General features: G+C 71.7%; 18 protein-coding genes and 1 tRNA gene. 10 read left to right on the top strand and 9 right to left on the bottom strand.

Annotation, left to right across the window (positions count from 1 at the left end; genetic code table 11):
* Positions 1-46: 46 nt before the first annotated feature.
* The 8 genes from ACWD4P_RS02450 to ACWD4P_RS02415 form a co-directional block, all read right to left on the bottom strand.
* Entirely contained in the window at positions 47-2,176 is a 2,130-nt protein-coding gene (locus ACWD4P_RS02450; protein ID WP_449778283.1) for a hypothetical protein, read from the bottom strand.
* A gap of 11 nt (positions 2,177-2,187) precedes the next feature.
* Positions 2,188-2,970 carry a hypothetical protein gene (locus ACWD4P_RS02445; protein WP_449778282.1) on the bottom strand — a complete coding sequence of 261 codons (783 nt, stop codon included), beginning with the start codon at positions 2,968-2,970 and terminating at the stop codon, positions 2,188-2,190.
* A 146-nt stretch (positions 2,971-3,116) separates the two neighbouring features.
* The gene (locus ACWD4P_RS02440) at positions 3,117-3,677 is read right to left on the bottom strand and encodes a Crp/Fnr family transcriptional regulator (protein WP_449778281.1); all 561 of its coding nucleotides are present in this window, start codon (positions 3,675-3,677) and stop codon (positions 3,117-3,119) included.
* Between the two features lie 161 nt (positions 3,678-3,838).
* Entirely contained in the window at positions 3,839-4,276 is a 438-nt protein-coding gene (locus tag ACWD4P_RS02435) for a Pycsar system effector family protein (RefSeq protein ID WP_449778280.1), read from the bottom strand.
* Positions 4,277-4,910: 634 nt separating this feature from the next.
* Positions 4,911-6,362 (bottom strand): aldehyde dehydrogenase family protein, encoded by a 1,452-nt coding sequence (locus tag ACWD4P_RS02430; protein ID WP_449778279.1) that lies wholly within the window; start codon positions 6,360-6,362, stop codon positions 4,911-4,913.
* A gap of 115 nt (positions 6,363-6,477) precedes the next feature.
* The gene (locus ACWD4P_RS02425; RefSeq protein WP_449778362.1) at positions 6,478-6,942 is read right to left on the bottom strand and encodes a DUF6624 domain-containing protein; all 465 of its coding nucleotides are present in this window, start codon (positions 6,940-6,942) and stop codon (positions 6,478-6,480) included.
* Positions 6,943-7,345: 403 nt separating this feature from the next.
* A complete protein-coding gene (locus ACWD4P_RS02420) occupies positions 7,346-8,992 on the bottom strand; it encodes an APC family permease (protein WP_359817308.1) in 1,647 nt (548 codons plus the stop codon).
* A gap of 318 nt (positions 8,993-9,310) precedes the next feature.
* Positions 9,311-9,395 (bottom strand) — tRNA-Leu (locus ACWD4P_RS02415).
* Between the two features lie 426 nt (positions 9,396-9,821).
* On the opposite strand from ACWD4P_RS02415, the gene ACWD4P_RS02410 reads away from it, so the two are divergent.
* Complete coding sequence (locus ACWD4P_RS02410) at positions 9,822-10,340, top strand: ATP-binding protein (protein ID WP_449778278.1); 519 nt, start codon at positions 9,822-9,824, stop codon at positions 10,338-10,340.
* A gap of 180 nt (positions 10,341-10,520) precedes the next feature.
* Here ACWD4P_RS02410 and idi read toward each other — a convergent pair whose 3' ends face one another.
* Positions 10,521-11,174 (bottom strand): isopentenyl-diphosphate Delta-isomerase, encoded by a 654-nt coding sequence (gene idi, locus ACWD4P_RS02405; protein ID WP_359817310.1) that lies wholly within the window; start codon positions 11,172-11,174, stop codon positions 10,521-10,523.
* A 582-nt stretch (positions 11,175-11,756) separates the two neighbouring features.
* Between idi and ACWD4P_RS02400 the strand changes: the two genes are divergently transcribed.
* From ACWD4P_RS02400 to hpnE, 9 genes are all read left to right on the top strand, one after another.
* A complete protein-coding gene (locus ACWD4P_RS02400; protein WP_359817312.1) occupies positions 11,757-12,512 on the top strand; it encodes a phosphocholine cytidylyltransferase family protein in 756 nt (251 codons plus the stop codon).
* Positions 12,500-13,561, top strand: coding sequence for an iron-containing alcohol dehydrogenase family protein (locus ACWD4P_RS02395; RefSeq protein WP_359817314.1), 1,062 nt, complete (start codon positions 12,500-12,502; stop codon positions 13,559-13,561). The genes ACWD4P_RS02400 and ACWD4P_RS02395 overlap by 13 nt, the downstream gene beginning before the upstream one ends.
* Positions 13,562-13,652: 91 nt before the next feature.
* Complete coding sequence (locus ACWD4P_RS02390) at positions 13,653-14,390, top strand: CDP-alcohol phosphatidyltransferase family protein (protein WP_359817344.1); 738 nt, start codon at positions 13,653-13,655, stop codon at positions 14,388-14,390.
* Positions 14,387-15,286 carry a glycosyltransferase family 2 protein gene (locus ACWD4P_RS02385; RefSeq protein WP_359817316.1) on the top strand — a complete coding sequence of 300 codons (900 nt, stop codon included), beginning with the start codon at positions 14,387-14,389 and terminating at the stop codon, positions 15,284-15,286. Before ACWD4P_RS02390 ends, ACWD4P_RS02385 begins: the two co-directional genes overlap by 4 nt.
* Before the next feature lie 156 nt (positions 15,287-15,442).
* Positions 15,443-16,384, top strand: coding sequence for an ABC transporter permease (locus tag ACWD4P_RS02380; RefSeq protein WP_359817318.1), 942 nt, complete (start codon positions 15,443-15,445; stop codon positions 16,382-16,384).
* Positions 16,377-17,186 carry an ABC transporter ATP-binding protein gene (locus ACWD4P_RS02375; protein WP_359817322.1) on the top strand — a complete coding sequence of 270 codons (810 nt, stop codon included), beginning with the start codon at positions 16,377-16,379 and terminating at the stop codon, positions 17,184-17,186. Before ACWD4P_RS02380 ends, ACWD4P_RS02375 begins: the two co-directional genes overlap by 8 nt.
* A 294-nt stretch (positions 17,187-17,480) precedes the next feature.
* Complete coding sequence (gene hpnC / locus ACWD4P_RS02370) at positions 17,481-18,443, top strand: squalene synthase HpnC (RefSeq protein WP_449778277.1); 963 nt, start codon at positions 17,481-17,483, stop codon at positions 18,441-18,443.
* 41 nt (positions 18,444-18,484) lie between these two features.
* A complete protein-coding gene (hpnD, locus tag ACWD4P_RS02365; protein ID WP_359817346.1) occupies positions 18,485-19,342 on the top strand; it encodes a presqualene diphosphate synthase HpnD in 858 nt (285 codons plus the stop codon).
* 127 nt (positions 19,343-19,469) lie between these two features.
* Positions 19,470-20,903: a hydroxysqualene dehydroxylase HpnE gene (hpnE, locus tag ACWD4P_RS02360; protein WP_449778276.1), complete on the top strand. Its 1,434-nt coding sequence runs from the start codon at positions 19,470-19,472 to the stop codon at positions 20,901-20,903.
* The last annotated feature ends 101 nt before the right edge of the window (positions 20,904-21,004 follow it).

The following is a 21,004-nucleotide window of genomic DNA, read 5'->3' as shown; positions in this document are numbered from 1 at the left end:
CTGTTCGCTGTCATCCGTTCGTCGTCGGCTGTCCGCCCGAAGGTTGTCAGCGGCCCGCCGCGAGCGGGCTTCCGAGACGTCCGGGAAAGAGGGCGGCCCAGAGGTCGTCGCCGACTCGGGTGCCATCGGGCAGAGCCCGCCGGTTGACCCGGCGGAAGAAGTCGAAGGCGGCCTTCTGGGACAGGTGCCTACCCAGTGCGGGCATGACCCGGTCCTTGACGGCGGCGTACACCTCGCGGTCGTCTGCCGCGCCTTCGAACCAGGCGCAGAGGGCAGGGACCGCCAGTGGCTCGAACTGCGGATCCGACAGGAGGTCCCGCAAGCCGTCGTCGATCTCGCCGCGAGCCTTCTCGTTGGCCGCCCCGAGCAGCCAGGGCCACGGACCGTCGAGCTGTGCCATCAGCGCGAGCATGGCGATCTTCCCGGATCGGAGGGCCTTCTTCTCGCGCCAGCGCAGCACCTCGGAGAGCAGCAGGTTCCGTCCATCCTCCCGATCACCGAGACGGCGGAAGATGGCCAGGACCCTTGCGAGAACGGATCGGTCCTTCGATGTCGAGGCCACTCGACGCAGTCGGGTCATCGCCTTGCCATGGTCCCTGCCCCCGGGGTCATCGGTGCTCAGAACGTGTTCGGCCACGTCGACCACCACGGACTTCGTCGCGACGATTTGGTCATCGGCCCAGTCGTAGAGCCGGGCCCACACGGCCCGCTCCATTCCCGGGTCCTTGAGTACGCGCGTCATGACGGCCGCGCACACGTCCGAGCGCCCGGACCCGTGGGCGGCGTCGCGGATGTCCGTCAGCACCGCCGGGTCCCGGTGCCGGGCGGCCAGCGTGGTCAGGGCGGAGACGCTGTTGTCCGTCTCGGCCCGCTCGGCCGGGGCGGTCGCGATCAGCCACTCCAGCAGGACGGACCGCATGTCCTCGTAGTTGTCCCAGACATAGGTGAGGACGGCCTGGTCGTAGCCCGGACGGCCGAGCGAGGCGATGTCCTGGGCGTTCACCGTCGCGTGCAGCGCTCTGAGCCGCTGCCGCAGCCCCCGCCCGGCGAAGACCTGGCCGAGGTTGGTCGGAGCGCGAGTCTTGTCCTTCTGGGCGATCAGCTCCTCCAGGACGCGGGCATCCCGCGAGATCCTGGCCGCTGGTGCGACCCGGTGGAGGGCTAGGGAGAGCAGTAGGCAGCGGTCGGGGAGGGACGGGGCGCCGCCGAGGTCGCCACCGTGCTCGAAGGCGAGATCCAACTCGGTGCGCCAGTCCCCGAGAGCGTTCTCCACGCTCGCGCGGAGCTTAGGATGGCACGGGTCGTCGCCCATTTCACCGGGCCGGCCGAGCCCTTCCTCGATCCAGCCGGACTCCTCTGGGTGGTCGCGCTTGAACTCCAGCCACTGTTCGGCCACGGCGCCAGCCGCGCGTACCGCCTCCACCGCGTTGCGCAGGGACGACAGGTGGGCGCGGGCGGTGTCCGACCGGAGGTACGGCACCAGCCAGGACATGCCGACCGCGGTCAGCCGACGTTCTGCGATGGCGAACGGCTCTGGTGGGGAACGGAGTTCGACCACCCGGATCCCGGGCGCGACGGGCCAGGTCCGCTGTTCGGTCCAGAGATCTGCGGCGATGTTGAGGACCCAGATTGAGCGGACCTCTTCCAGCATCGGGACGCACCCGGCGACGTCGTTGAGGAACGTCACCGACGGTCGGTCGGTCTGCGGATCCTTGAGGTCCAACTGGTAGGCGCGGCCCGGCTCCCGACGGATCCTGGAGGCCCTCGGGCGCGGCCCGTCCGGTTCGAGCTCGACGAGCTTCATCCCGTACGGCGCGTGGTGCGCCAGCAGGTGGTGGACGAAGGCGGTGGATCCGTAGCCGCGCGGGGCCACCACGATGATCACCCGCACCCCGGGGTAGGCCAGGGCGTCGGTCAGGTGCGTGCGGGCGGTGTTCCAGGCGGAGGGGAACGCGAACGTCCGGGATTCGAGCAGCTTGGTACGGTCCAGCGTCCTGGCCTCCAGGAAGTCCTCACGGATCTCCTGGTACATCTTTTCGACTCGGCCGATGGCGACCCCGACCTCCGCCGTGAAGGTGAGCGAGGGCACCGCGTCCTTCGGCGTGACGGGTTTCCCGCCGGTACCGGTCGGAGGCGTGCGGACCGGCGCGGGCAGGAAGGCTTGGATCCGCTCCAAGTCGTCCATGGTCATACGAGGTTGACGCCTCCCATGTGCAGGGTCTCGACGCTTCCGATGGCCGTACCGACGTTGCCGTGAAAGGTGAGCTGCGGACCGGACGAGTGCTTCGGAGCGGGCTCCGCAGGCGTCTCCTCCCGACCGAGGGAGTCCTTGATCGCCACGGGTGCGAGCCGCGGTACATGGACCCAGGAGGCGCGGTGGAACTGCTTGCTCGGCACAGCCGCCGAGACCTCCAGGAAGTCCCGCTCGGACAGCGTGTAGGTGCGACCGGCCGCCACTGTCCGCCGGTAGACCTCGTCAGAGACGATCGCGGCGAGGAACGAGCCGTGCTCGGTGGCTGCCGCGGCCGCGGCGCGGACCTCGTCGCTGTCCACCAACCGGCAGGCGTCGTTGATGGCGTCACCCCGGTAGTCGGGGGAGAGTGGACCGAGGTGGACACTCAGCCGGGTCCGCAGCGCGGGCCCGCTGGCGCGCCGATCCCGGTTGTGGCGGCGCAACGCCTCCTCCAGGATCGCGATGCCCGGGTCGACCAGTCGGGCGACCTTGGCGACGGGAAGGATCCTGATCCAGCCGTCACCGGTGTCGCGGCCCTGACGTTCGTCGGCCCAGTGCGCGGCCAATCCGATGTCGTCGAAGGTCTCGGCGACGGCGGCGTCCAGCGCGGCCCGAAGGCCGGGCATCGTGGTCTCCGGCACCTTACTGTAGCCGACGATGTCGACCACCAGGATGGCGACATCGGGCGGGATGTCGTCCGATTCGGTGGGGGTGAGGGTGGGGACGGGGAGCATCATTCTGCTGGTTCTCCTGGTGCGGGTACGGGTGCGATCCGAGGTCCGTGTGCTAGGCAGCGATCATGCCTCCGAGTGCGCGGCCGGTGCTGCCCAACGGAGTGCAGAACGGAAGTGAGCTGCGCCACTGCGCGCAGACGCCGACGGTCCTACTGCTCCGCAGCGTGTGCGCGCAGCGCCGGCAAGTCGGTCACCGTCACGCCGCCGCCCGGCGCCGTGGTCAGCCAGCCGTGACCGCTCCACTCCTTCAGGACCTTGCCGACGGCGTTGCGTGACACGCCGATGAGCCTGGCGAGGTCCTCCTGTGGCAACCGGATCCGGGACGGGCCGCCGGACGCCGCCGGGCCGGACAACCGCGTGATGAGCCCGGACAGCCGAAGCGCGACGGATCCGGTGGCGAGTTCCAGCCTGGTCTGGTCGGCCTCGCGCAGTCGACTGTAGGAGTGTCTAAGCAGCGGCCGCAGCAGGCTGTGCGATTCGACGAACTCCGTGAAGTCCACGGCAGGGACCACCCGGACCTGACACGGCTCCAGTGTCCGTACGGTGGCGCTGCGCACTCCCTCCGCCAGCACCGACATCTCGCCGAGGAGTTCGCCGCTGCCGCGGGCCGCGAGCAAGTGCTCGCCGCCACGAGGGCCGCCAGCGGTCACCATCACGCTGCCGGTTTCCAAGACGACGACGCAGCTTGCGGGTTCGTCCTGCCGCAGCAAGGTAGTGCGGGAGGCGCGGTACCTTACTGGCGCCAGCTGCCGCAGGAGCGCCCACCTCTCGCCACTCAGGAACTCCCGGTGTGATTCCTGCATATGGCGCCTCCGACGGCCGAGTCCCCGGTCGGCGGATGCCGACGTGCCGACCGGGCAGAGCGATCTGCTCAGTGTGCCGCAAGTGTCAGAACGACGGCCAGCGCGCCCAGGACCAGTCCGCAGGACAGCAGATCGACCGCGTGCCGCAGAAGGCGGTACTTCCGTAGGACGAGCCGGGAAAGCTCCACCAAACGCTGTGCGTGCGCCGTCGCGAGATCGCCGGAGTTTCGTTCCGAGAACGATTCGATCAATTGTTCCGGTGTCAAACTGGCGAATTCCAAATAGGAGAGGGCGCGGTAGCCTTCATTGCGGAGTCGGGGCCGGGCGGCTGCCAGTGACAGGGCGAGCGCGCCGATCAGGAGCGTGATGGCGCCCAGAAGTGTCGCCTTGGCCGGAAGGGAGAGCGAAGGCAGCGCACCGCTCAGCGCGGTCGCCATGGTGATGCCGCCGACGGCCGCGGCCCCGATGCCGGTGGCCTTCCCGTCGCTCCGTTGCAGTTCGGCCATGACCTCCTGAGTGGACGACGCAATCTGGCCCGAGGTCTGAGGGCCGGTCGGACGAGTGGCAAGGGAACGGATCGCTCGCATGACGGGGCCTTCCCTCGGGTGTGGGACTCGGTGGCCCCAGTGTCTGCGAGATCTCCGGGCCGTACTGCCCAGCGGGTTGCTGATCCGCCGAGACGTGCGTCACCCCGTGGCGGACGACGAACGGCGAACAGATGACAGATTTTTGAATTCTGAAACCTGTCATCTGTTCGCCGAAGACCGTCAGCTGACTGCTATACCAACGCCGTCCAGTTAGACGTGGCGATCGCCTGTAAAAGCCTGTAGGCAAAGTAGCGGAGCTGCCGTAGAAGAGGTCTGTCCTCCAAGACATCCTCACCACGGGAGCTCCGCTGTTAGAACAGGCTGCCATAGCACGGACGGCCGGGGTGTGCGCGCCTGGTCATATCGGCAAGTTGACCCGGATCGTGCCCTTCGAGAGGGACGATGAGGTACTGGCCGAGACGAGCGATCTCAGTACAACGCACGCGGACCAAGTATCGACCGAGCCACCTACAAGGCGCCACCATCAGCATCAGCATGCTCACAACCGACCCATGACGCAGCCCCAACCGTCCTAAGTGAACGGTGTTTGCCGCTAGTACTGCAGCGACTTGTACTGGAGGAACTCCTCCAGCCCGTGGCGGCCCAGCTCCCGGCCGAGGCCGGAGCTCTTGTAGCCGCCGAAGGGGGCGAGCGGGTTGAAGCGGCCGCCGTTGAGGTCGACCTGGCCGGTGTCGAGGCGGCGGGCGAAGGCGGCGGCGGTGTCGGTGTCGCGGGCCCAGACGCCGCCGGCCAGGCCGTACGGGGTGCCGTTGGCGAGCTCGGCGGCGTGGTCCTCGTCCCGGTAGCGGAGGATCGCCAGGACGGGGCCGAAGACCTCCTCCTGGGCCACCGTCATCTCCGGGGCCACGTCGGCGAGCACGGTCGGGCGGACGTAGTAGCCGGCGGGCAGTTCGGCGACCGGCTCCGAACCGCCGACGACCAGCCGGGCGCCTTCGGCCAGCGCGCCGTCGATGTAGCCGCGGACCCGGGCCAGCTGCCTGGCGTTGACCAGCGGGCCGATCCTGGTCCGCGGGTCGGTCGGGTCGCCCGGCAGGTACTGGGAGGCGACCTCCTCGGCCCGGGCGACCGCCTCCTCGTACTGGTCCTCGTGCACCAGCAGGCGGGTCAGCGCGCTGCAGGTCTGGCCCGAGTTGGCGAAGACGTTGGCGACGTTCGCCTTGACCGCGCGGGCCAGGTCGGCGCCGGGCAGCACCACGTTGGCCGACTTGCCGCCCAGTTCCAGGGAGACCCGCTTCAACCCCCGGCCGGCCGTTTCGGCGACCTGCCGGCCGACGGCGGTGGAGCCGGTGAACGAGACCAGGTCCACGTCCCGGTGCGCGACGAGTGCCGCTCCCGCCACCGTGCCGGTGCCGGTCACCAGGTTGAAGGCGCCGGCGGGGAACCCGGCCTCGTGCACCAGCCGGGCGAACAGCCGGGCCACCAGCGGGGTGTCCTCGGCCGGCTTGAGGACCACCGGGCAGCCGGCCGCCAGCGCCGGGACGGTCTTGGCGACGATCTGGTGCAGCGGGTAGTTCCACGGCGTGATCGCCGCGACCACCCCGGCCGGCTCGGCGTGCACCACCGAGTTGCCGATCCGCTCCTCGAAGGGGTGCTCGGCGAGCAGGGTGAGGTAGGAGGTCGCCACGGCGAGCGGCAGCCCCGCGTGCACGGCGCCGGCGAAGCCGACCGGCGAGCCGAGTTCGGCGACGACCGTCTCGGTGATCTCGCCCTGTGCGGCGGCGATCCCGTCCCGCAGCCGGGTCAGCAGCGCGAGCCGCTCCTCGCGGGAGGTCGCACCCCAGCCGCGGGCCGCCCGGCGGGCCGCCGTCACGGCCGCGTCGACGTCGGTCACGCCGCCGGCCGGCACGGTGGCCAGCACCTGTTCGGTCGCCGGGTTCAGCACGGTGATCGACCCGGCGTCCCCGGAGGGCCGCCACTCGCCGTCGATGTACTGGTCGCTGTGCTCCGGGTACTCCGCGTCCTGCCGCACCGATCGTCCCCTCATCCACTCATCCGCTGATCCACTCGGCCCCCGCTTAACTAGCAGCGCTAGTCGGAGGCAAGTCAATGCGGCAGGGCCGCCGCGCGCAAGAGTCAATCCCGACCGGCGGACCTGATGGTTACTTCGGGGCGAACCGCGCGGTGTACTCGTCGAACGGCTCGATGCCCACCTCGGCGCGCCGCTCGTCCAGCCGCCCGGGCTCCTCGCACGGCCACGGCACCGGCCGGCCGTCCGCCACCGCGCCGATCTGCGTCCCGTAGCGCTGCTCCCGGCCCTCGTTGACCGCCAGCCGGTCCTGGAGGAAGGCCAGGTCGCGGGCGCTCGCCTCGCCCCGGTCGACGGCCTCGCCCATCAGCGCGGCCGCCCGCCGCTGGACGTCGAGCTGCCGGTCCGCGTGCTGCGCCAGCAGCCAGGCCGCCCGGGCGGCCTCGGGGCCGACGGTGCGTTCGGTCGGCCAGCCGTGCACCGTCATGATCTCCGCGAACCGGTCCCCGTGCCGGGCGGTGAGCCGCCGCCAGGCCGCCTGCTCGGCCAGGTCGGGGCTGTGCGCCAGCCGGGCGGCCGCGCCGTCCTCGGCCATCATCCCGGTCAGCTCCGCGGCCAGGTCCGAAGCCTGCTCCGCCGCCCCGTCCCAAGCCTGCTCCGCGGCCTGCTCCGCGGCCGGCTCCCCGACCGGGCCCGCGCCAGGCTCCGACCCGAGCCCGCCGCCCTGCCGCCGTACGTCCGTCATACCGATCCGCTCCTCGCGCCCGGGCCCTCCTGCCGAGGGCCGCCGCCACCACGCTAGGCGCGGAGAACGCGACGAAGATCATCCCCGAAGACGGTGACCCGGGGGTGCCCGCCACGGCAGAATGGATGGCACAGCAGGAGCGCGTCGCACCGCGCGCGCCCCCATGAAACGCCGAAGGGCCGGTCGGAGTGTTCCGACCGGCCCTTCACCGTGCGCTCACGGGTTCATGCGCCACGGGTTCGTACGTGCACGCGACTCAGACCCGCGAGGGCTCCGCGGCGCCGTCGGACGCCGCGTCCTCGGCCTCCGCCATCTCCTTGCGGACGGCGGCCAGCGAGGGGTTGGCCCAGGCGCTGGCGACGCCCCAGCGGTAGAACGCCAGCCCGATGGCGGCGACGATCAGCAGGTCCCAGCCCTCCGGCAGGTAGCCGTGGCCGCCGAAGTCGGCACTGCCGGCCCAGGAGACGCCGGCCATCACGAACAGGTACGCGACCATCCAGGCGCCCGCCTTCAGGTGCGGCTTCAGCTCGACGAACGGCTTGCGCAGCTCGTACCAGGCCCAGATCGGCAGACCGGCGGCCATCAGCAGGATGACCTTGCCGGTGAGCGGCCAGCGGGCCCAGTAGAGCACCAGCGAGCCGAAGACCATCGCCACCGGGGCGATCACGGGCATGGCCCGCAGCCGGACCGGGCGGGGCAGCTCGGGGGCCAGGCGGCGCAGCGCCATCACGGCGACCGGGCCGGTGATGTACGAGATCACGGTGGCCACCGAGACGATCTCCGCCAGCGAGCCCCAGCCGCGGAAGACCGCGAGGAACAGGAAGGCGACCACCAGGTTGAGCACCAGCGCCGGGCGCGGGATGCCGGTCTTGGCGTCGACCCGGCCGAAGATCTTCGGCAGGTGGCCGTTCTCCTGCACGCCGTGGATCATGCGCGAGGTGGTGGCGGCGTAGATCATGCCGGTGCCGGAGGGAGAGATGAAGGCGTCCGCGTACAGCGTGATCGCCAGCCAGTTGAGGCCCCAGGCGATGGCCAGGTCGGCCAGCGGCGAGGTGTAGGAGAGGTTGCTCCAGCCGTTCGCCAGGTCGCCGCCGGGGATGGCGCCCAGGAAGGCGATCTGGAGCGCGACGTAGATCACCAGGGCGATCAGGATCGAGCCGATGACGGCCTTCGGCAGCGACTTGCCCGGGTTGCGGGCCTCGCCGGCCAGGTTGAGCGGGGACTGGAAGCCGTTGAAGGCCCAGACGATGCCGGAGACCGCGACGGCGGTGAACACCGAGCTCCAGCCGTTCGGCGCGAAGCCGCCGTGGTCGGTGAAGTGGGCGGTGTCGAAGTGCGCGAAGAGCAGCGCGCCGGCGGTCACCGTCGGGACGACGACCTTGAAGACGGTGATCGCGGTGTTGGTCTTGGCGAACAGCGTGATCGCGAACCAGTTGAGGGCGAAGTAGACGAGCAGCAGGACGCTGGCCAGTGCCACGCCGCTGAGGGTCAACTCCTTGCCGTTGTACAACCCCTGCGCCCAGCCGAAGTGCCAGGAGCTCATGTACTGCACGGAGGCGGTGGCCTCACCCGGGATGACCGAGACGATGGCGATCCAGTTGGCCCAGGCCGCCAGGTAGCCGGCCAGCGAGCCGTGCGAGTACTGGCCGTACCGGACCATGCCGCCGGCCTTGGGGAACATCGAGCCCAGCTCGCTGTAGGTGAGGGCGATGGTCAGCGCCACCGCGGCACCGATCACCCAGGCGAGGATCGAGGCGGGGCCGGCGAGCTTGGCCGCACGCTCGGCACCGAACAGCCATCCGGAGCCGATGATCGACCCCAGCCCGACGGCGGTCAGGCTGATGGTGCCGAGCGATCGGCGGTAGTTCTGGTGTGATGGCGTCGACGATTCGGGCTCACTCAACGTATCGGTCCTCTCGCTCGTGGTTCATCGGGTGGTGTCGGTGTTTTTGCGATTTTGAGTCGCTATTTCGGGCAAACGGAGAGCAGCCTATGTTCCGAAAACGGGCGAAAACCTCAGAGGAAGCTCAAACCGTCCGATTGTTGCCATCTCGTGTCCGGCTTCCGGGCCGGTGTGTACCGACGGGGAGGCCGACGCCACAGCGCCTGGACGGGGGCGGTGGCCGGGAATGGCGACCGGGGCCGGCCCGGGATGAAAAGGGCGGCCCGAAAAACGAAATTCCCCGTGGGATCCTTTCGGCTCCCACGGGGAATTCGCTTGTGTCCGAGGGGGGACTTGAACCCCCACGCCCGATAAAGGGCACTAGCACCTCAAGCTAGCGCGTCTGCCATTCCGCCACCCGGACCGGGTGTGTGCTTCGGGGGCTTTTTCCTCGCCCCCTCGGCGACAGAGAGAACATTACCAGGGTTCTGGAGTGCTTCTCACCTGCGCTTCCTCGGGGCCGCGCCGCAGGACATCCTGGTCGGGTCGGCCGGGGCCCGCGGTCGGCCCGCGGTCGGCCCGCGCGCGGCCGGGACGGGCCCGCACGCCGCCCGCACAGGTTGGTACGGCCGGTGAGCACGCTCGAATCCGGGCCGAACCGGTGGTGTCCGCGTAGGAACCGGTCGACTCCCGCACCACCCGTGGTCGGTTGCGGCCGGAACCGGTCCGACACGGGCAACTTGTCGACGGTGCCACGGCCGCCGCGACGGCTCTCCTAGCCTCTGTGGACCGAGGGCGCCATGAAGCGGATCGCCTGATTCCCGGGTCGCGGACGAAGGGGCGGCTGGACGTGGAGCAGATCAGCGGAGCGGCGAAGGCCGAACCCAGACGCGGCAGGCGGACGGAGGGCCCGGGCGGGTCCACCGCCGCCGGGGGCCCGGCGGAAGGCGTGTGGCGCTTCCCGGTGCCGGCCACCGAGGCCTCGGTGCCGCTCACCCGGCACGCGGTGCGCGACCGCCTGCTGGCCCTGGGCATGACCGGGGTGCGCTACCAGGAGCTGGTGGACGACCTGCTGTTGATCGTCTCGGAGCTGGTGAGCAACGCGGTGACGCACGCCGCGGAGCTGTCGCCCGAGGTGGTCACCGAGCTGTCGGTGCGCCGGGCCTGGGTCCGGGTGTCGGTCGAGGACGGCGACCCGTACCGGCCGAAGGCGCTGGAGAACGACACCGGACGGACCGGTGGGCGCGGCCTGCTGCTGGTGAAGAGCGTCACCCTGCAGGCCGGCGGCGTGTGTGACGTCGAACACACGGGGGAGGGCGGCAAGGTCATCTGGGCCTCGCTGCCCGTCCCCGCGGAGCCCGGCCACTGACCGCCCGGGCCCGGCACCGGCGCGGCCGGACGGGCAGTGACCGGGCTCACGGCGGCCGGACCGGCAGCGATCGGGCCGACAGTGACCGACTCGACAGCGGCCGGGCAGGCAAAGACCGGGCAGGCAAAGACCGGGCGGTCAAAGGCCGGACCGGCAGGAACCGGAACGGCAGGGCCCGGACTACCAGTCCCGCCCGGCGATCTCCCGGATGCCGGGGAGCGCGGCCTCGAAGACCGTCTCGAACCAGACCGAGAACGGGCGCTCCGCCCGCAGCTCGCGCAGCTCCTGCGCGGTCACGAAGGCGAAGTCGTCCACCTCCTCCGGGTTCGGCTCGACGGGGGCGGTGACCAGTCCCACGAACAGGTGGTTCCACTCGCGCTCGATCAGCCCGGACGCCTCGTCCGGCAGGTCGTAGCGGACGGTGCCCGCCTCGCACAGCAGCGCCGGTGCGACGCCCAGCTCCTCGGCGGTGCGCCGGGCGGCGGCGACGAACGGCCGCTCGTCCGGGTATGGGTGGCCGCAGCAGGTGTTCGACCAGACACCGGGGGAGTGGTACTTGCCGAGCGCCCGGCGCTGGAGCAGCAGGCGGCCCTGGCGGTCGAACAGGAAGACGGAGAAGGCCCGGTGCAGCCGGCCCGGCTGCTGGTGGGCCCAGAGCTTCTCCCCGGTGCCGATCGTGACGCCCTCGTCGTCGACCAGTTCCAGCAGGATCTCGGCTCCGGCGGGGGCGGACCCGGTTGCCCCGGGGGCGACCGTCACATCGGTCTCGACGTCGAGACCGGTGTCGATCTCGGCGGCGAAGTGTGTCGGGTCGGTCGGCAGACTCTGGGGCATGGGGCCTCTTTCGGGAGCGGGAGCACCGGGAGTATCGGGTGTCTCCGGCGCACCGGACGGGTGCGTCGGACACGGCGGGGGCACCGGCGCCGGCGTCGGGCTCCAGTCTGCCGTATGGGTGGCACTCGGCAGGGGTCCCACGCACAACCGGACGGATCATGACCCGGAGGAGTCGGAAACCGTCCGGAGAAGGGCCCGAGATGCCCTCGAAAGGGGCGCCGAATTCGCAGAACCGTTCGGCGCGCGTTCGGGCCCCGTTCGAACGTCCCGGGACCCTCCTCCCGGCGGAGACGGCCCCTCCTCCCCGCGGAGGCGGCCCCTCCGTCCGGCGGGGACGACCCCTCCTCCCTGCGGCTCCGGCGCCCCCTTCCCCGGGCGCCGGAGCGGCCCCCGGGCCCGCGGGCGCGTTCTGGCCGGTCGCCCTGGTCGCCTACCATCACATACGACACGGTGCCCGGATCTGTGCCGGCACCGGCGCGCCGCCGCCCGGCCCGGTCGAACACGCACCGGTTCGGGGCCCGGTGGTGCCGCCGCCCTCCGGCACGGCCCCGCGCGCACAGCACGACGGATCAGGAGACCCGCATGATCGGCCTCGTTCTGGCAGCCGGCGCCGGCCGCCGGCTGCGCCCGTACACCGACACCCTGCCCAAGGCGCTGGTGCCGGTCGACGGGGAACGGACCGTCCTGGACCTCACGCTCGGCAACTTCGCCGAGGTCGGACTGCGCGAGGCCGCGATCGTCGTCGGCTACCGCAAGGAGGCCGTGTACGACCGCAAGGACGCCCTGGAGAGCAAGTACGGCGTCAAGCTCCACCTGGTCGAGAACGACAAGGCCGAGGAGTGGAACAACGCCTACTCGCTCTGGTGCGCCCGCGACCTGTTCGCCGAGGGCCTGCTGCTGGCCAACGGCGACACCGTCCACCCGGCCTCCGTCCAGCGCACCATGCTGGAGGGCAACGCCCGCCTGACCGAGGCCGGCACCGCCCCCGGCATCCTGCTCGCCCTCGACACGGTGAAGAAGCTCGCCGACGAGGAGATGAAGGTCGTCGTCGACCCGGCCGCCGGGATGCGCCGCATCACCAAGCTGATGGAGCCCCACGAGGCGACCGGCGAGTACATCGGCGTCACGGTGATCAACCCGTCCGCCGCCGCCGATCTGACCGACGCGCTGCGCGCCACCTACGAGCGCGACCCCCAGCTGTACTACGAGGACGGCTACCAGGAGATGGTGAACCGGGGCCTGCGGATCGACGTGCAGCCGATCGGCGAGGTCTCCTGGGTCGAGGTCGACAACCACGACGACCTGGCGAAGGCTCGGGAGATCGCGTGCCGGTACTGACCCGACTGGTCCCGTCGCCGCTGTTCGTCGAGATCCGCCCGGGCGCGCTGGACGCGCTCGGCGGCATCCTCGCGGACCAGCGGCTGTCGGCCTCGGGCCGGATCGCGGTGGCGATCAGCAACGGCTCCGGCTCGGCCATGCGCCGCCGCCTGGAGCCGGCCCTGCCGGGCGCCGACTGGTACAACGTGGACGACGGCAGCCTGGACAGCGCGGTGCGGCTGGCCGAGGCGATGCGCGGCGGGCACTACGACGCGATCGTGGGCCTCGGCGGCGGCAAGATCATCGACGCCGCCAAGTACGCCGCGGCCCGGGTCGGCCTGCCACTGGTCGCGGTCGCCACCAACCTGGCCCACGACGGCATCTGCTCGCCGGTCTCGACCCTGGACAACGACGCGGGCCGCGGCTCCTACGGGGTGCCCAGCCCGATCGGCATCGTGGTCGACCTGGACGTGATCCGGCAGGCCCCGCAGCGCTTCGTGGCGGCCGGCGTGGGCGACGTCGTCTCCAACATCTCGGCGTGCGCGGACTGGGAGCTGTCGCACGCGGTGACCGGCGAGCCGGTGGACGGCCTGGCCGTGGCGATGGCCCGTTCGGCGGGCGAGAACCTGCTGCGGCACCCGGGGAGCACCCAGGACCAGGACCTCCTGACGGCGCTCGCCGAGGCCCTGGTACTGTCCGGCATCGCGATGAACATCGCGGGCAGCACCCGGCCCTCGTCGGGGGCCTGCCACGAGATCTCGCATGCCCTGGACGTGCTGTATCCCAAGCGGTCCGCCCAGCACGGCGAGCAGGTCGGCCTCGGCGCCGCCTTCGCCAGCTTCCTGCGGGGCGAGCGCGAGCTGACCGGTCTGATCGTGGAGCGCCTGGCGAGCCACGGGCTGCCGGTGACCGCGGCTCAGATCGGCTTCACCGAGGCGGAGTTCACCGAAGCGGTGCACTACGCTCCGAACACCCGACCGGGGCGCTTCACCATCCTCGAACACCTCGACCTCTCCCCTTCCGCAATCAGGGACGCGTACGCCGACTATGTCCAAGCCGTCAACAGCTGACCCCTCCACCGCGGGCGCCGGGCGTCCCCCGGTGGACCTGAGCCGCAGGCCCTCGATCGAGGAGCTGCGCGCGGTGATCCACCCGGAGGGCATGCTCCAGCGCCGCAGCGCCGAGCACTGGGCCGGACGCCTGTACATGCGGAAGATCTCGCTGCGGATCACCCGCGTGCTCTCCACCGTGACGGCGATCACGCCCAACGGCCTGACGTACCTGATGATGTTCACCGGCATCCTGGCCGGTGCCGCGCTGGTCGTGCCGGGCATCGCGGGCGCCGTGCTGGGCGCCCTGCTGATCCAGGTCTACCTGCTGCTGGACTGTGTGGACGGCGAGGTGGCCCGCTGGCGCCGGCAGACCTCGCTCACCGGTGTCTACCTGGACCGGGTCGGCCACTACATGTCCGAGGCGGCCCTGCTGACCGGCCTCGGCCTGCGCGCCACCGACCTGCTGCACCGCGAGGGCGCCGGCTCCCACTGGGAGTGGGCCTTCCTCGGCACCCTGGCCGCGCTGGGCGCGATCCTGATCAAGTCCGAGACCGACCTGGTGGACGTGGCCCGGGCCCGCAGCGGTCTGACGGCCGTCGAGGACAGCGCCTCGGTGCCGCGCTCGGCGTCCGTCGCCAAGGCCCGCCGGGCGGCCTCCGTCCTGAAGTTCCACCGGCTGGTCGGCGCGGTCGAGGCCTCGCTGTTCATCCTGGCCGCGGGCGTCGCGGACGCGGTGCACGGCGGGCTCCTCTTCACCCGGCTCGCGGTGGTGGTGCTGGCGGCGATCGCCATGCTCCAGACCGTGCTGCACCTGCTGAGCATCGTCCTCTCCAGCAGGCTGCGATGAGCGCCGAGAGCACCGCGGAGAACTTCCGCCTCGGCGCCGTGATCATCACCATGGGCAACCGGCCCGCCGAGCTCAACGCCCTGATCGAGGCCGTCCGCGCCCAGGAGGGCCCGGCGGTCGAGCTGGCCGTGGTCGGCCAGGGCGTGGAGCTGCCCCCGCTGCCCGAGGGCGTGCGCACCGTCGAGCTGCCGGAGAACCTGGGAATCCCGGGCGGCCGCAACGTCGGCATCGAGCTGTTCGGCCGGGACGGCGCGGAGGTCGACGCCGTCCTCTTCCTGGACGACGACGGGAACCTGCCGCGCACCGACTCGGCCCGCCTGCTGCGCGAGGCCTTCACCGCCGACCCGGAGCTGGGCATCGTCTCCTTCCGGATCGCCGACCCGGAGACCGGGGTCACCCAGCGCCGGCACGTCCCCCGGCTGCGCGCCAGCGACCCGCTGCGCTCGTCCCGGGTGACCACCTTCCTGGGCGGCGCGAGCGCGGTGCGCTGCAAGGTGTTCGAGCAGGCCGGGCAGCTGCCCGCCGAGTTCTTCTACGCCCACGAGGAGACCGACCTCGCGTGGCGTGCGCTGGACGCCGGCTGGGCCATCGACTACCGGGCGGACGTGGTGCTGCACCACCCCACGACCTCGCCCGCCCGCCACGCGACCTACTTCCACAACGTGGCCCGGAACCGGGTCTGGCTCGCGAGGCGGAACCTTCCGGCCCTGTTGGTGCCTCTCTATCTGGGAACCTGGTTCCTGCTGACCCTGGCCCGCCGCCCCTCCCCGGAGGCGCTGAAGGCCTGGTGGGGCGGATTCCGGGCGGGCTGGCGCGAACCCTGTGGTCCGCGGCGGCCCATGCGGTGGCGTACCGTCTGGCGACTGACCAGGCTGGGCCGACCACCGATCATCTGATCGCGTCCGACGGGCACCCCCGTCGGACGGCCGATCGCTGCGGCCGGTGCCCACACACCGGCCGGCTCCCCCGAGATCCCAGTGGATCCCCATCGGCGCACGACCGGCGGACCCCGCCGACCGGCCGCCCCGACCGATCCCGCGTGAAGGACGAATGTGTCGACAGTGAGTGAACCCGTCAGCCTCTCGGCCCCCAGGGGGGCGGACGCGGGCCTGACCCCCAAGCAGCTTGCGGACAAGTACGGTCTGACGGTGAGCGGCGCCCGTCCCGGCCTGTTCGCCTACTCCAAGCAGCTCTGGGCCCGGCGCCACTTCATCTGGGCCTTCGCCACCGCCCGCCTGGTGGCCCAGTACACCAACGCCAAGCTCGGCCAGCTGTGGCAGGTGGTGACCCCGCTGCTCAACTGCGCGGTGTTCTACCTGGTCTTCGGCGTGATCCTGGCGAGCAAGCAGGGCTTCCCGGACAACACCTACATCGCCTGGCTGTGCATCGGCGTCTTCGTCTTCCAGTTCACCCAGAACGCGGTGCAGGCCGGCACCCGGGCGATCTCCGACAACCTCGGGCTGATCCGGGCGCTGCACTTCCCCCGGGCCAGCCTCCCGATCGCCTTCACCGTGATCCAGCTCCAGCAGCTGCTGATCTCGATGGTGGTGCTGGTCGTCACCGTGCTCGCCGCCGGGATCACCCCGGGCCGGACGTGGCTGCTGATCATCCCGGCGCTGCTGCTGCAGACGCTGTTCAACACCGGCATCTCCCTGGTGATGGCCCGGATCGGCTCCCGGACCAGCGACATCTCCCAGCTGATCCCGTTCGTGATGCGCGCCTGGATGTTCCTGTCCGGTGTGATGTTCAGCATCCAGGACAAGATCACGCACTGGCCGCACTACATCCAGACGCTGATGTCGCTCAACCCGGCGTCGGTCTACATGGACCTGCTGCGGCACGCGTTCGCGCCGGTCATCTACAACCCGCACCAGCCGGTGCACCAGTCCCTCCCGGCACACCAGTGGGCGTACGGCCTCGCCTGGGGCGTGGGCATGTTCGTCGTCGGATACGTCTTCTTCTGGAAGGCCGAGGAGGAGTACGGCCGTGGCTGACATCGACCTGAGCAAGGACGACCTCGTCCAGGACGCGGACGTGGCCCGCGAGCCCACCGTCGTCGTCGACGACGTGCACATCGTCTACAAGGTGCACGGCGCCGGCTCCGGCAAGGGCAGCGCCACCTCGGCGCTGAGTCGCATCATCAGCCGCAAGCGCGCCGCCGGCGTGCGCGAGGTGCACGCGGTCAAGGGCATCAGCTTCACCGCGTACAAGGGTGAGGCGATCGGTCTGATCGGCTCCAACGGCTCCGGCAAGTCGACCATGCTGGCCGCCATCGCGGGCCTGCTGCCGACCGAGAAGGGCGGCATCTACACCAACGGCCAGCCCTCGCTGCTGGGCGTCAACGCCGCGCTGATGAACGAGCTCACGGGTGAGCGCAACGTCATCCTCGGCTGCCTGGCGATGGGCATGACCCCGGCCCAGGTGAGGGCGCGCTACCAGGACATCGTCGACTTCTCCGGCATCAACGACAAGGGCGACTTCATCTCCCTGCCGATGCGCACCTACTCCTCCGGCATGGGCGCCCGGCTGCGGTTCTCGATCGCGGCCGCGAAGACCCACGACGTGCTGCTGATCGACGAGGCCCTCGCCACCGGCGACCAGGCCTTCCAGCAGCGCAGCAAGCGGCGGATCGACGAGCTGCGCAAGTCCGCCGGTACGGTCTTCCTGGTCAGCCACGACAACAACTCGATCCGTGAGGTCTGCGAGCGGACCATATGGATCGAGGCCGGCGAGCTGGTCATGGACGGGCCCACCGAGGAGGTCGTCAGCCGCTACGAGCGCGGCGAGCGACCGTAGTCCCCGTCACACTCACAGGGGCCGGTTCCGGAATTCTCCGGGACCGGCCCTTCGCCTTGCGCGCCCCCTGGTGCGCCGGGCGGCCCGCGAGCGCCGGGGCGAGCGCCCCCGTGCCCCGGGCGGGGCGGTCTTCTCCGGCGCGCCCGGGCGTGTCAGCCTGGTGGTCTCGGGGGCGGTGTGCCGTGCGTGACGCCCGCGCTCGGACGCGTGTCCGAGTCGGGCCGGTCGTGCCACGCGGTGTAGAACGGGGGAGTGACAGCAGTGTCGGCTTCGGCCCAGCCCAGAGATACGCCGGTGAACGGATCCGCAGGACAGACCCTGGACAAGGCGGGCGCGGAGAACTTCCCCGTCGCCCCGTTCTTCCTGCCCGCGGCCTGGCGCGACGACCTGATGGCGGTGTACGGCTTCGCCCGCCTGGTCGACGACGCCGGCGACGGCGACCTGGCCGACCCGGCCGCCACCGCCCGCCTGCTCGGCGTCGAGGGGACGCCCCCCGCCACCCCTTCGGACCAGTCCGGCCCGCCGACCGCGCAGGAGACGGCCTTCCGGCTCGCCCTGCTCGACGGTCTGGAGCGGGACCTCGACCGGGTGTTCGAGACGGCGCTGCGCACCGCCGGCGGCTCCGCGGCCGGCACCGACCGCCCCCGCCACCCACTGTTGAGCGCCCTCGTCCCGCTGGTCGACCGGCGCGGCCTGACCCCCGAGCCGTTCCGCCGTCTGATCGAGGCCAACCGGGTGGACCAGACCACCGCCCGCTACGCCACCTTCGACGACCTGATCGGCTACTGCACCCTCTCCGCCGACCCGGTCGGTCGCCTCGTGCTGGCCATCGCGGGCGTCTCCACCCCCGAGCGGATCGAACTCTCCGACGCCGTGTGCAGCGGCCTCCAGGTGGTCGAACACCTCCAGGACGTGGCCGAGGACCTGGCCCACGGCCGGATCTACCTGCCCGCCGAGGACATGGCCCGCTTCGGCGTCACCGAGGCGGACCTGGCCGCCCCCTCCGCCGACGGCGCGGTGCGCGAGCTGATCGCCTTCGAGGTCGAGCGGGCCCGCACCCTGCTCGACCGCGGCGCACCATTGGTAGGTACGGTTCGGGGGAGGCTTCGACTGCTCCTGGCGGGATTCACCGCAGGCGGCTACGCGGCCCTGGCGGCCGTCGAGGACGCCGGGTACGACGTGCTCGCCCAGCAGGCGAAGCCTGACAAGCGCCGCCTCGCAGCGAAGGCGGCGGCCATCTTCGCGAAGGGAAGGTGAACGCCCGAGTGGCGGCATCACCACTGGCGTCGGCCCAGGTCATGGCGGCGTACCGGTACTGCGAGGCAGTCACCGGACTGCAGGCGCGCAACTTCAGCTACGGCATCCGGCTGCTGCCCGAACCCAAGCGGCTGGCCATGTCGGCCCTGTACGCCCTGGCCCGGCGGGTGGACGACATCGGCGACGGAGACCTCCCGGACGACCGGAAGGCCGAGGCGCTGCTGCGCACCCGGGAACTCGTGGACGAGGTCCGCTCCGGGGTGGTCGCCGAGGACGACACCGACCCGATCAAGGTCGCCCTGGCCGACGCGGCCCGGCGCTTCCCGATCCCGCTCGGCGGCTTCGACGAACTGATCGACGGCGTCGAGATGGACCTCAAGGGCGCCGAGTACCAGACCTACGACGAGCTGAAGGTCTACTGCCGCTGCGTCGCCGGCGCGATCGGCCGGCTCTCGCTGGGCGTCTACGGCTGCGACGACCCGGAGCTCGGGGCACGCTACGCGGACACCCTGGGCCTGGCGCTGCAGCTCACCAACATCCTGCGCGACCTGCGCGAGGACGCCCTGAACGGCCGTACCTACCTGCCGAGCGAGGACCTGGTCCGGTTCGGCTGCGAGCAGGGCTTCGCGCTGCCCGAGCCGCCGGTCGGCGCGGACTTCACCGGACTGGTGGCCTTCGAGGCCGCCCGCGCCCAGGCCGCCTTCGAGGAGGGCCTGCGGCTGCTGCCGATGCTCGACCGCCGCAGCCGCGCCTGCACCGCCGCGATGGCCGGGATCTACCACCGGCTGCTCGGCCGGATCGCCACCGACCCGGAGTCGGTGCTGCGCGGCCGGGTCTCGCTGCCCGGCTGGGAGAAGGCGTACGTGGCGCTTTCCGGGCTCGCCGGGGGGCGTTCTTGATTCTCGCAACAGTTCTGTCACGCTGTGTCAGCGCGGATTCACGTGTGGGTAGTTTTGCGTTGAACGATCGAGTGACGGCTTCCGGGACCGCCCGCGGGCGGTCCACCGACTGCGAGGGGGAGGGCCGATGACCGGGCGAGCCGACGCCGCGCGCCCGGCCGCCGTCGTGGTCGGCGGCGGCCTGGCCGGGATCACCACCGCACTGCGCCTCGCCGAGGCGGGCCACCGGGTCACCCTCGCCGAGGGGCGGCCCCGGCTCGGCGGCCTCGCCTTCTCCTTCCAGCGCGGCGAGCTGACCGTCGACAACGGCCAGCACGTCTACCTGCGCTGCTGCACCGCCTACCGCGGCCTGCTGGAGCGCCTCGGCGCCTCCCGGCTGGTCCACCTCCAGGACCGCCTCGACATCCCGGTACTCTCCGTCACCGGGCCGGGGGCAAACCCGGTCCGCACCCTCGGCCGACTGCGCCGGACGGGCCTGCCCGTCCCGCTGCACCTGGCCGGCAGCCTGGCCCGCTACCCGCACCTGTCCCCGGCCGACCGCGCCCGGGTGGTCCGCGGCGCGCTCGCCCTGAAGGGCCTGGACCTCGCCGACCCGGCGCTGGACGAGGTCTCCTTCGGCGAGTGGCTGGACCGCCACGGGCAGAACGCCGCCACCCGGGCCGCCCTGTGGGACCTGGTCGGCGTCGCCACCCTGAACGGCCGGGCCGACCAGGTGTCGACGGCGCTCGCCGGGATGGTCTTCAAGACCGGCCTGCTCTCCGACCCGGGCGCCTCGGACATCGGCACCGCCGCCGTCCCGCTCGGCACGATCCACCACGACCGGGCGCTCGCCGAACTGGAGCGGGCCGGCGTACGGGTGCTGCTGCGGGCCCGGGTGGCCGAACTGAAGCCCGCCGCGCCGCAGCACGCCGTCCGGCTGGAGAGCGGGGAACTGCTCGGCGCCGACACCGTCGTGCTGGCCGGCGCCCAGGACAGCGCGGCCGCGCTGCTGCCGCCGAACGCGATCCCCGGGCAGGAGCGGCTGGCCGGGTTCGGCACCGCGCCGATCCTCAACGTGCACGTGGTCTACGACCGCAAGGTGTTGCGCCGCCCGTTCTTCGCCGCGCTCGGCTCCCCGGTCCAGTGGGTCTTCGACCGCACCGCGCACTCCGGCCTGGCCGCCACTCCGATGGGCCGGGCCCACCCGGGTGCCCAGTACCTGGCGCTGTCGCAGTCCGCCGCGCAGGACGAGATCGACCTGCCGGTGGCCGAACTGCGCGAGCGCTACCTGCCCGAGCTGGGCCGGCTGCTGCCGGCCGCGGCCCGGGCCGAGGTGCTGGACTTCTTCGTCACCCGGGAACGCACCGCGACCTTCGACCCGGCCCCGGGCAACGGGGCGCTGCGGCCGTCGGCCCGCACCGACGTCCCCGGCCTGCTGCTGGCCGGCTCGTGGACGGCCACCGGCTGGCCCGCGACCATGGAGGGCGCGGTGCGCAGCGGTCACGCCGCGGCCGACGCCGCACTCGCCGCCGCCGGCGCCAGGGTGCCGGTGGACCGCGGCGACGGGAGGTGGCCCAGGTGACGGCGGGCCCCGCCGCCGGAGAGCCCGCCAGAGCCGACGGGCGTAGCGTCGACCGCATCGGCGCGACCGTCGGGAACGGCCCGTTCGGCCGCACCGGTACG

The organism is Kitasatospora sp. NPDC002543, from assembly GCF_053594915.1.
The sequence above is the reverse complement of the archived record's forward strand: the minus strand, read 5'-3'. Positions and strand labels throughout refer to the sequence as shown.

Coding starts and splice junctions, on each gene's coding strand:
- ACWD4P_RS02430 (WP_449778279.1), bottom strand. CDS start 6,362: ATGAGGGGACGATCGGTGCGGCAGGACGCGGAGTACCCGGAGCACAGC.
- ACWD4P_RS02400 (WP_359817312.1), top strand. CDS start 11,757: ATGATCGGCCTCGTTCTGGCAGCCGGCGCCGGCCGCCGGCTGCGCCCG.
- ACWD4P_RS02445 (WP_449778282.1), bottom strand. CDS start 2,970: ATGATGCTCCCCGTCCCCACCCTCACCCCCACCGAATCGGACGACATC.
- idi (WP_359817310.1), bottom strand. CDS start 11,174: ATGCCCCAGAGTCTGCCGACCGACCCGACACACTTCGCCGCCGAGATC.
- ACWD4P_RS02390 (WP_359817344.1), top strand. CDS start 13,653: ATGCTCCAGCGCCGCAGCGCCGAGCACTGGGCCGGACGCCTGTACATG.
- ACWD4P_RS02385 (WP_359817316.1), top strand. CDS start 14,387: ATGAGCGCCGAGAGCACCGCGGAGAACTTCCGCCTCGGCGCCGTGATC.
- hpnD (WP_359817346.1), top strand. CDS start 18,485: ATGGCGGCGTACCGGTACTGCGAGGCAGTCACCGGACTGCAGGCGCGC.
- ACWD4P_RS02425 (WP_449778362.1), bottom strand. CDS start 6,942: ATGATGGCCGAGGACGGCGCGGCCGCCCGGCTGGCGCACAGCCCCGAC.
- ACWD4P_RS02435 (WP_449778280.1), bottom strand. CDS start 4,276: ATGGCCGAACTGCAACGGAGCGACGGGAAGGCCACCGGCATCGGGGCC.
- hpnE (WP_449778276.1), top strand. CDS start 19,470: ATGACCGGGCGAGCCGACGCCGCGCGCCCGGCCGCCGTCGTGGTCGGC.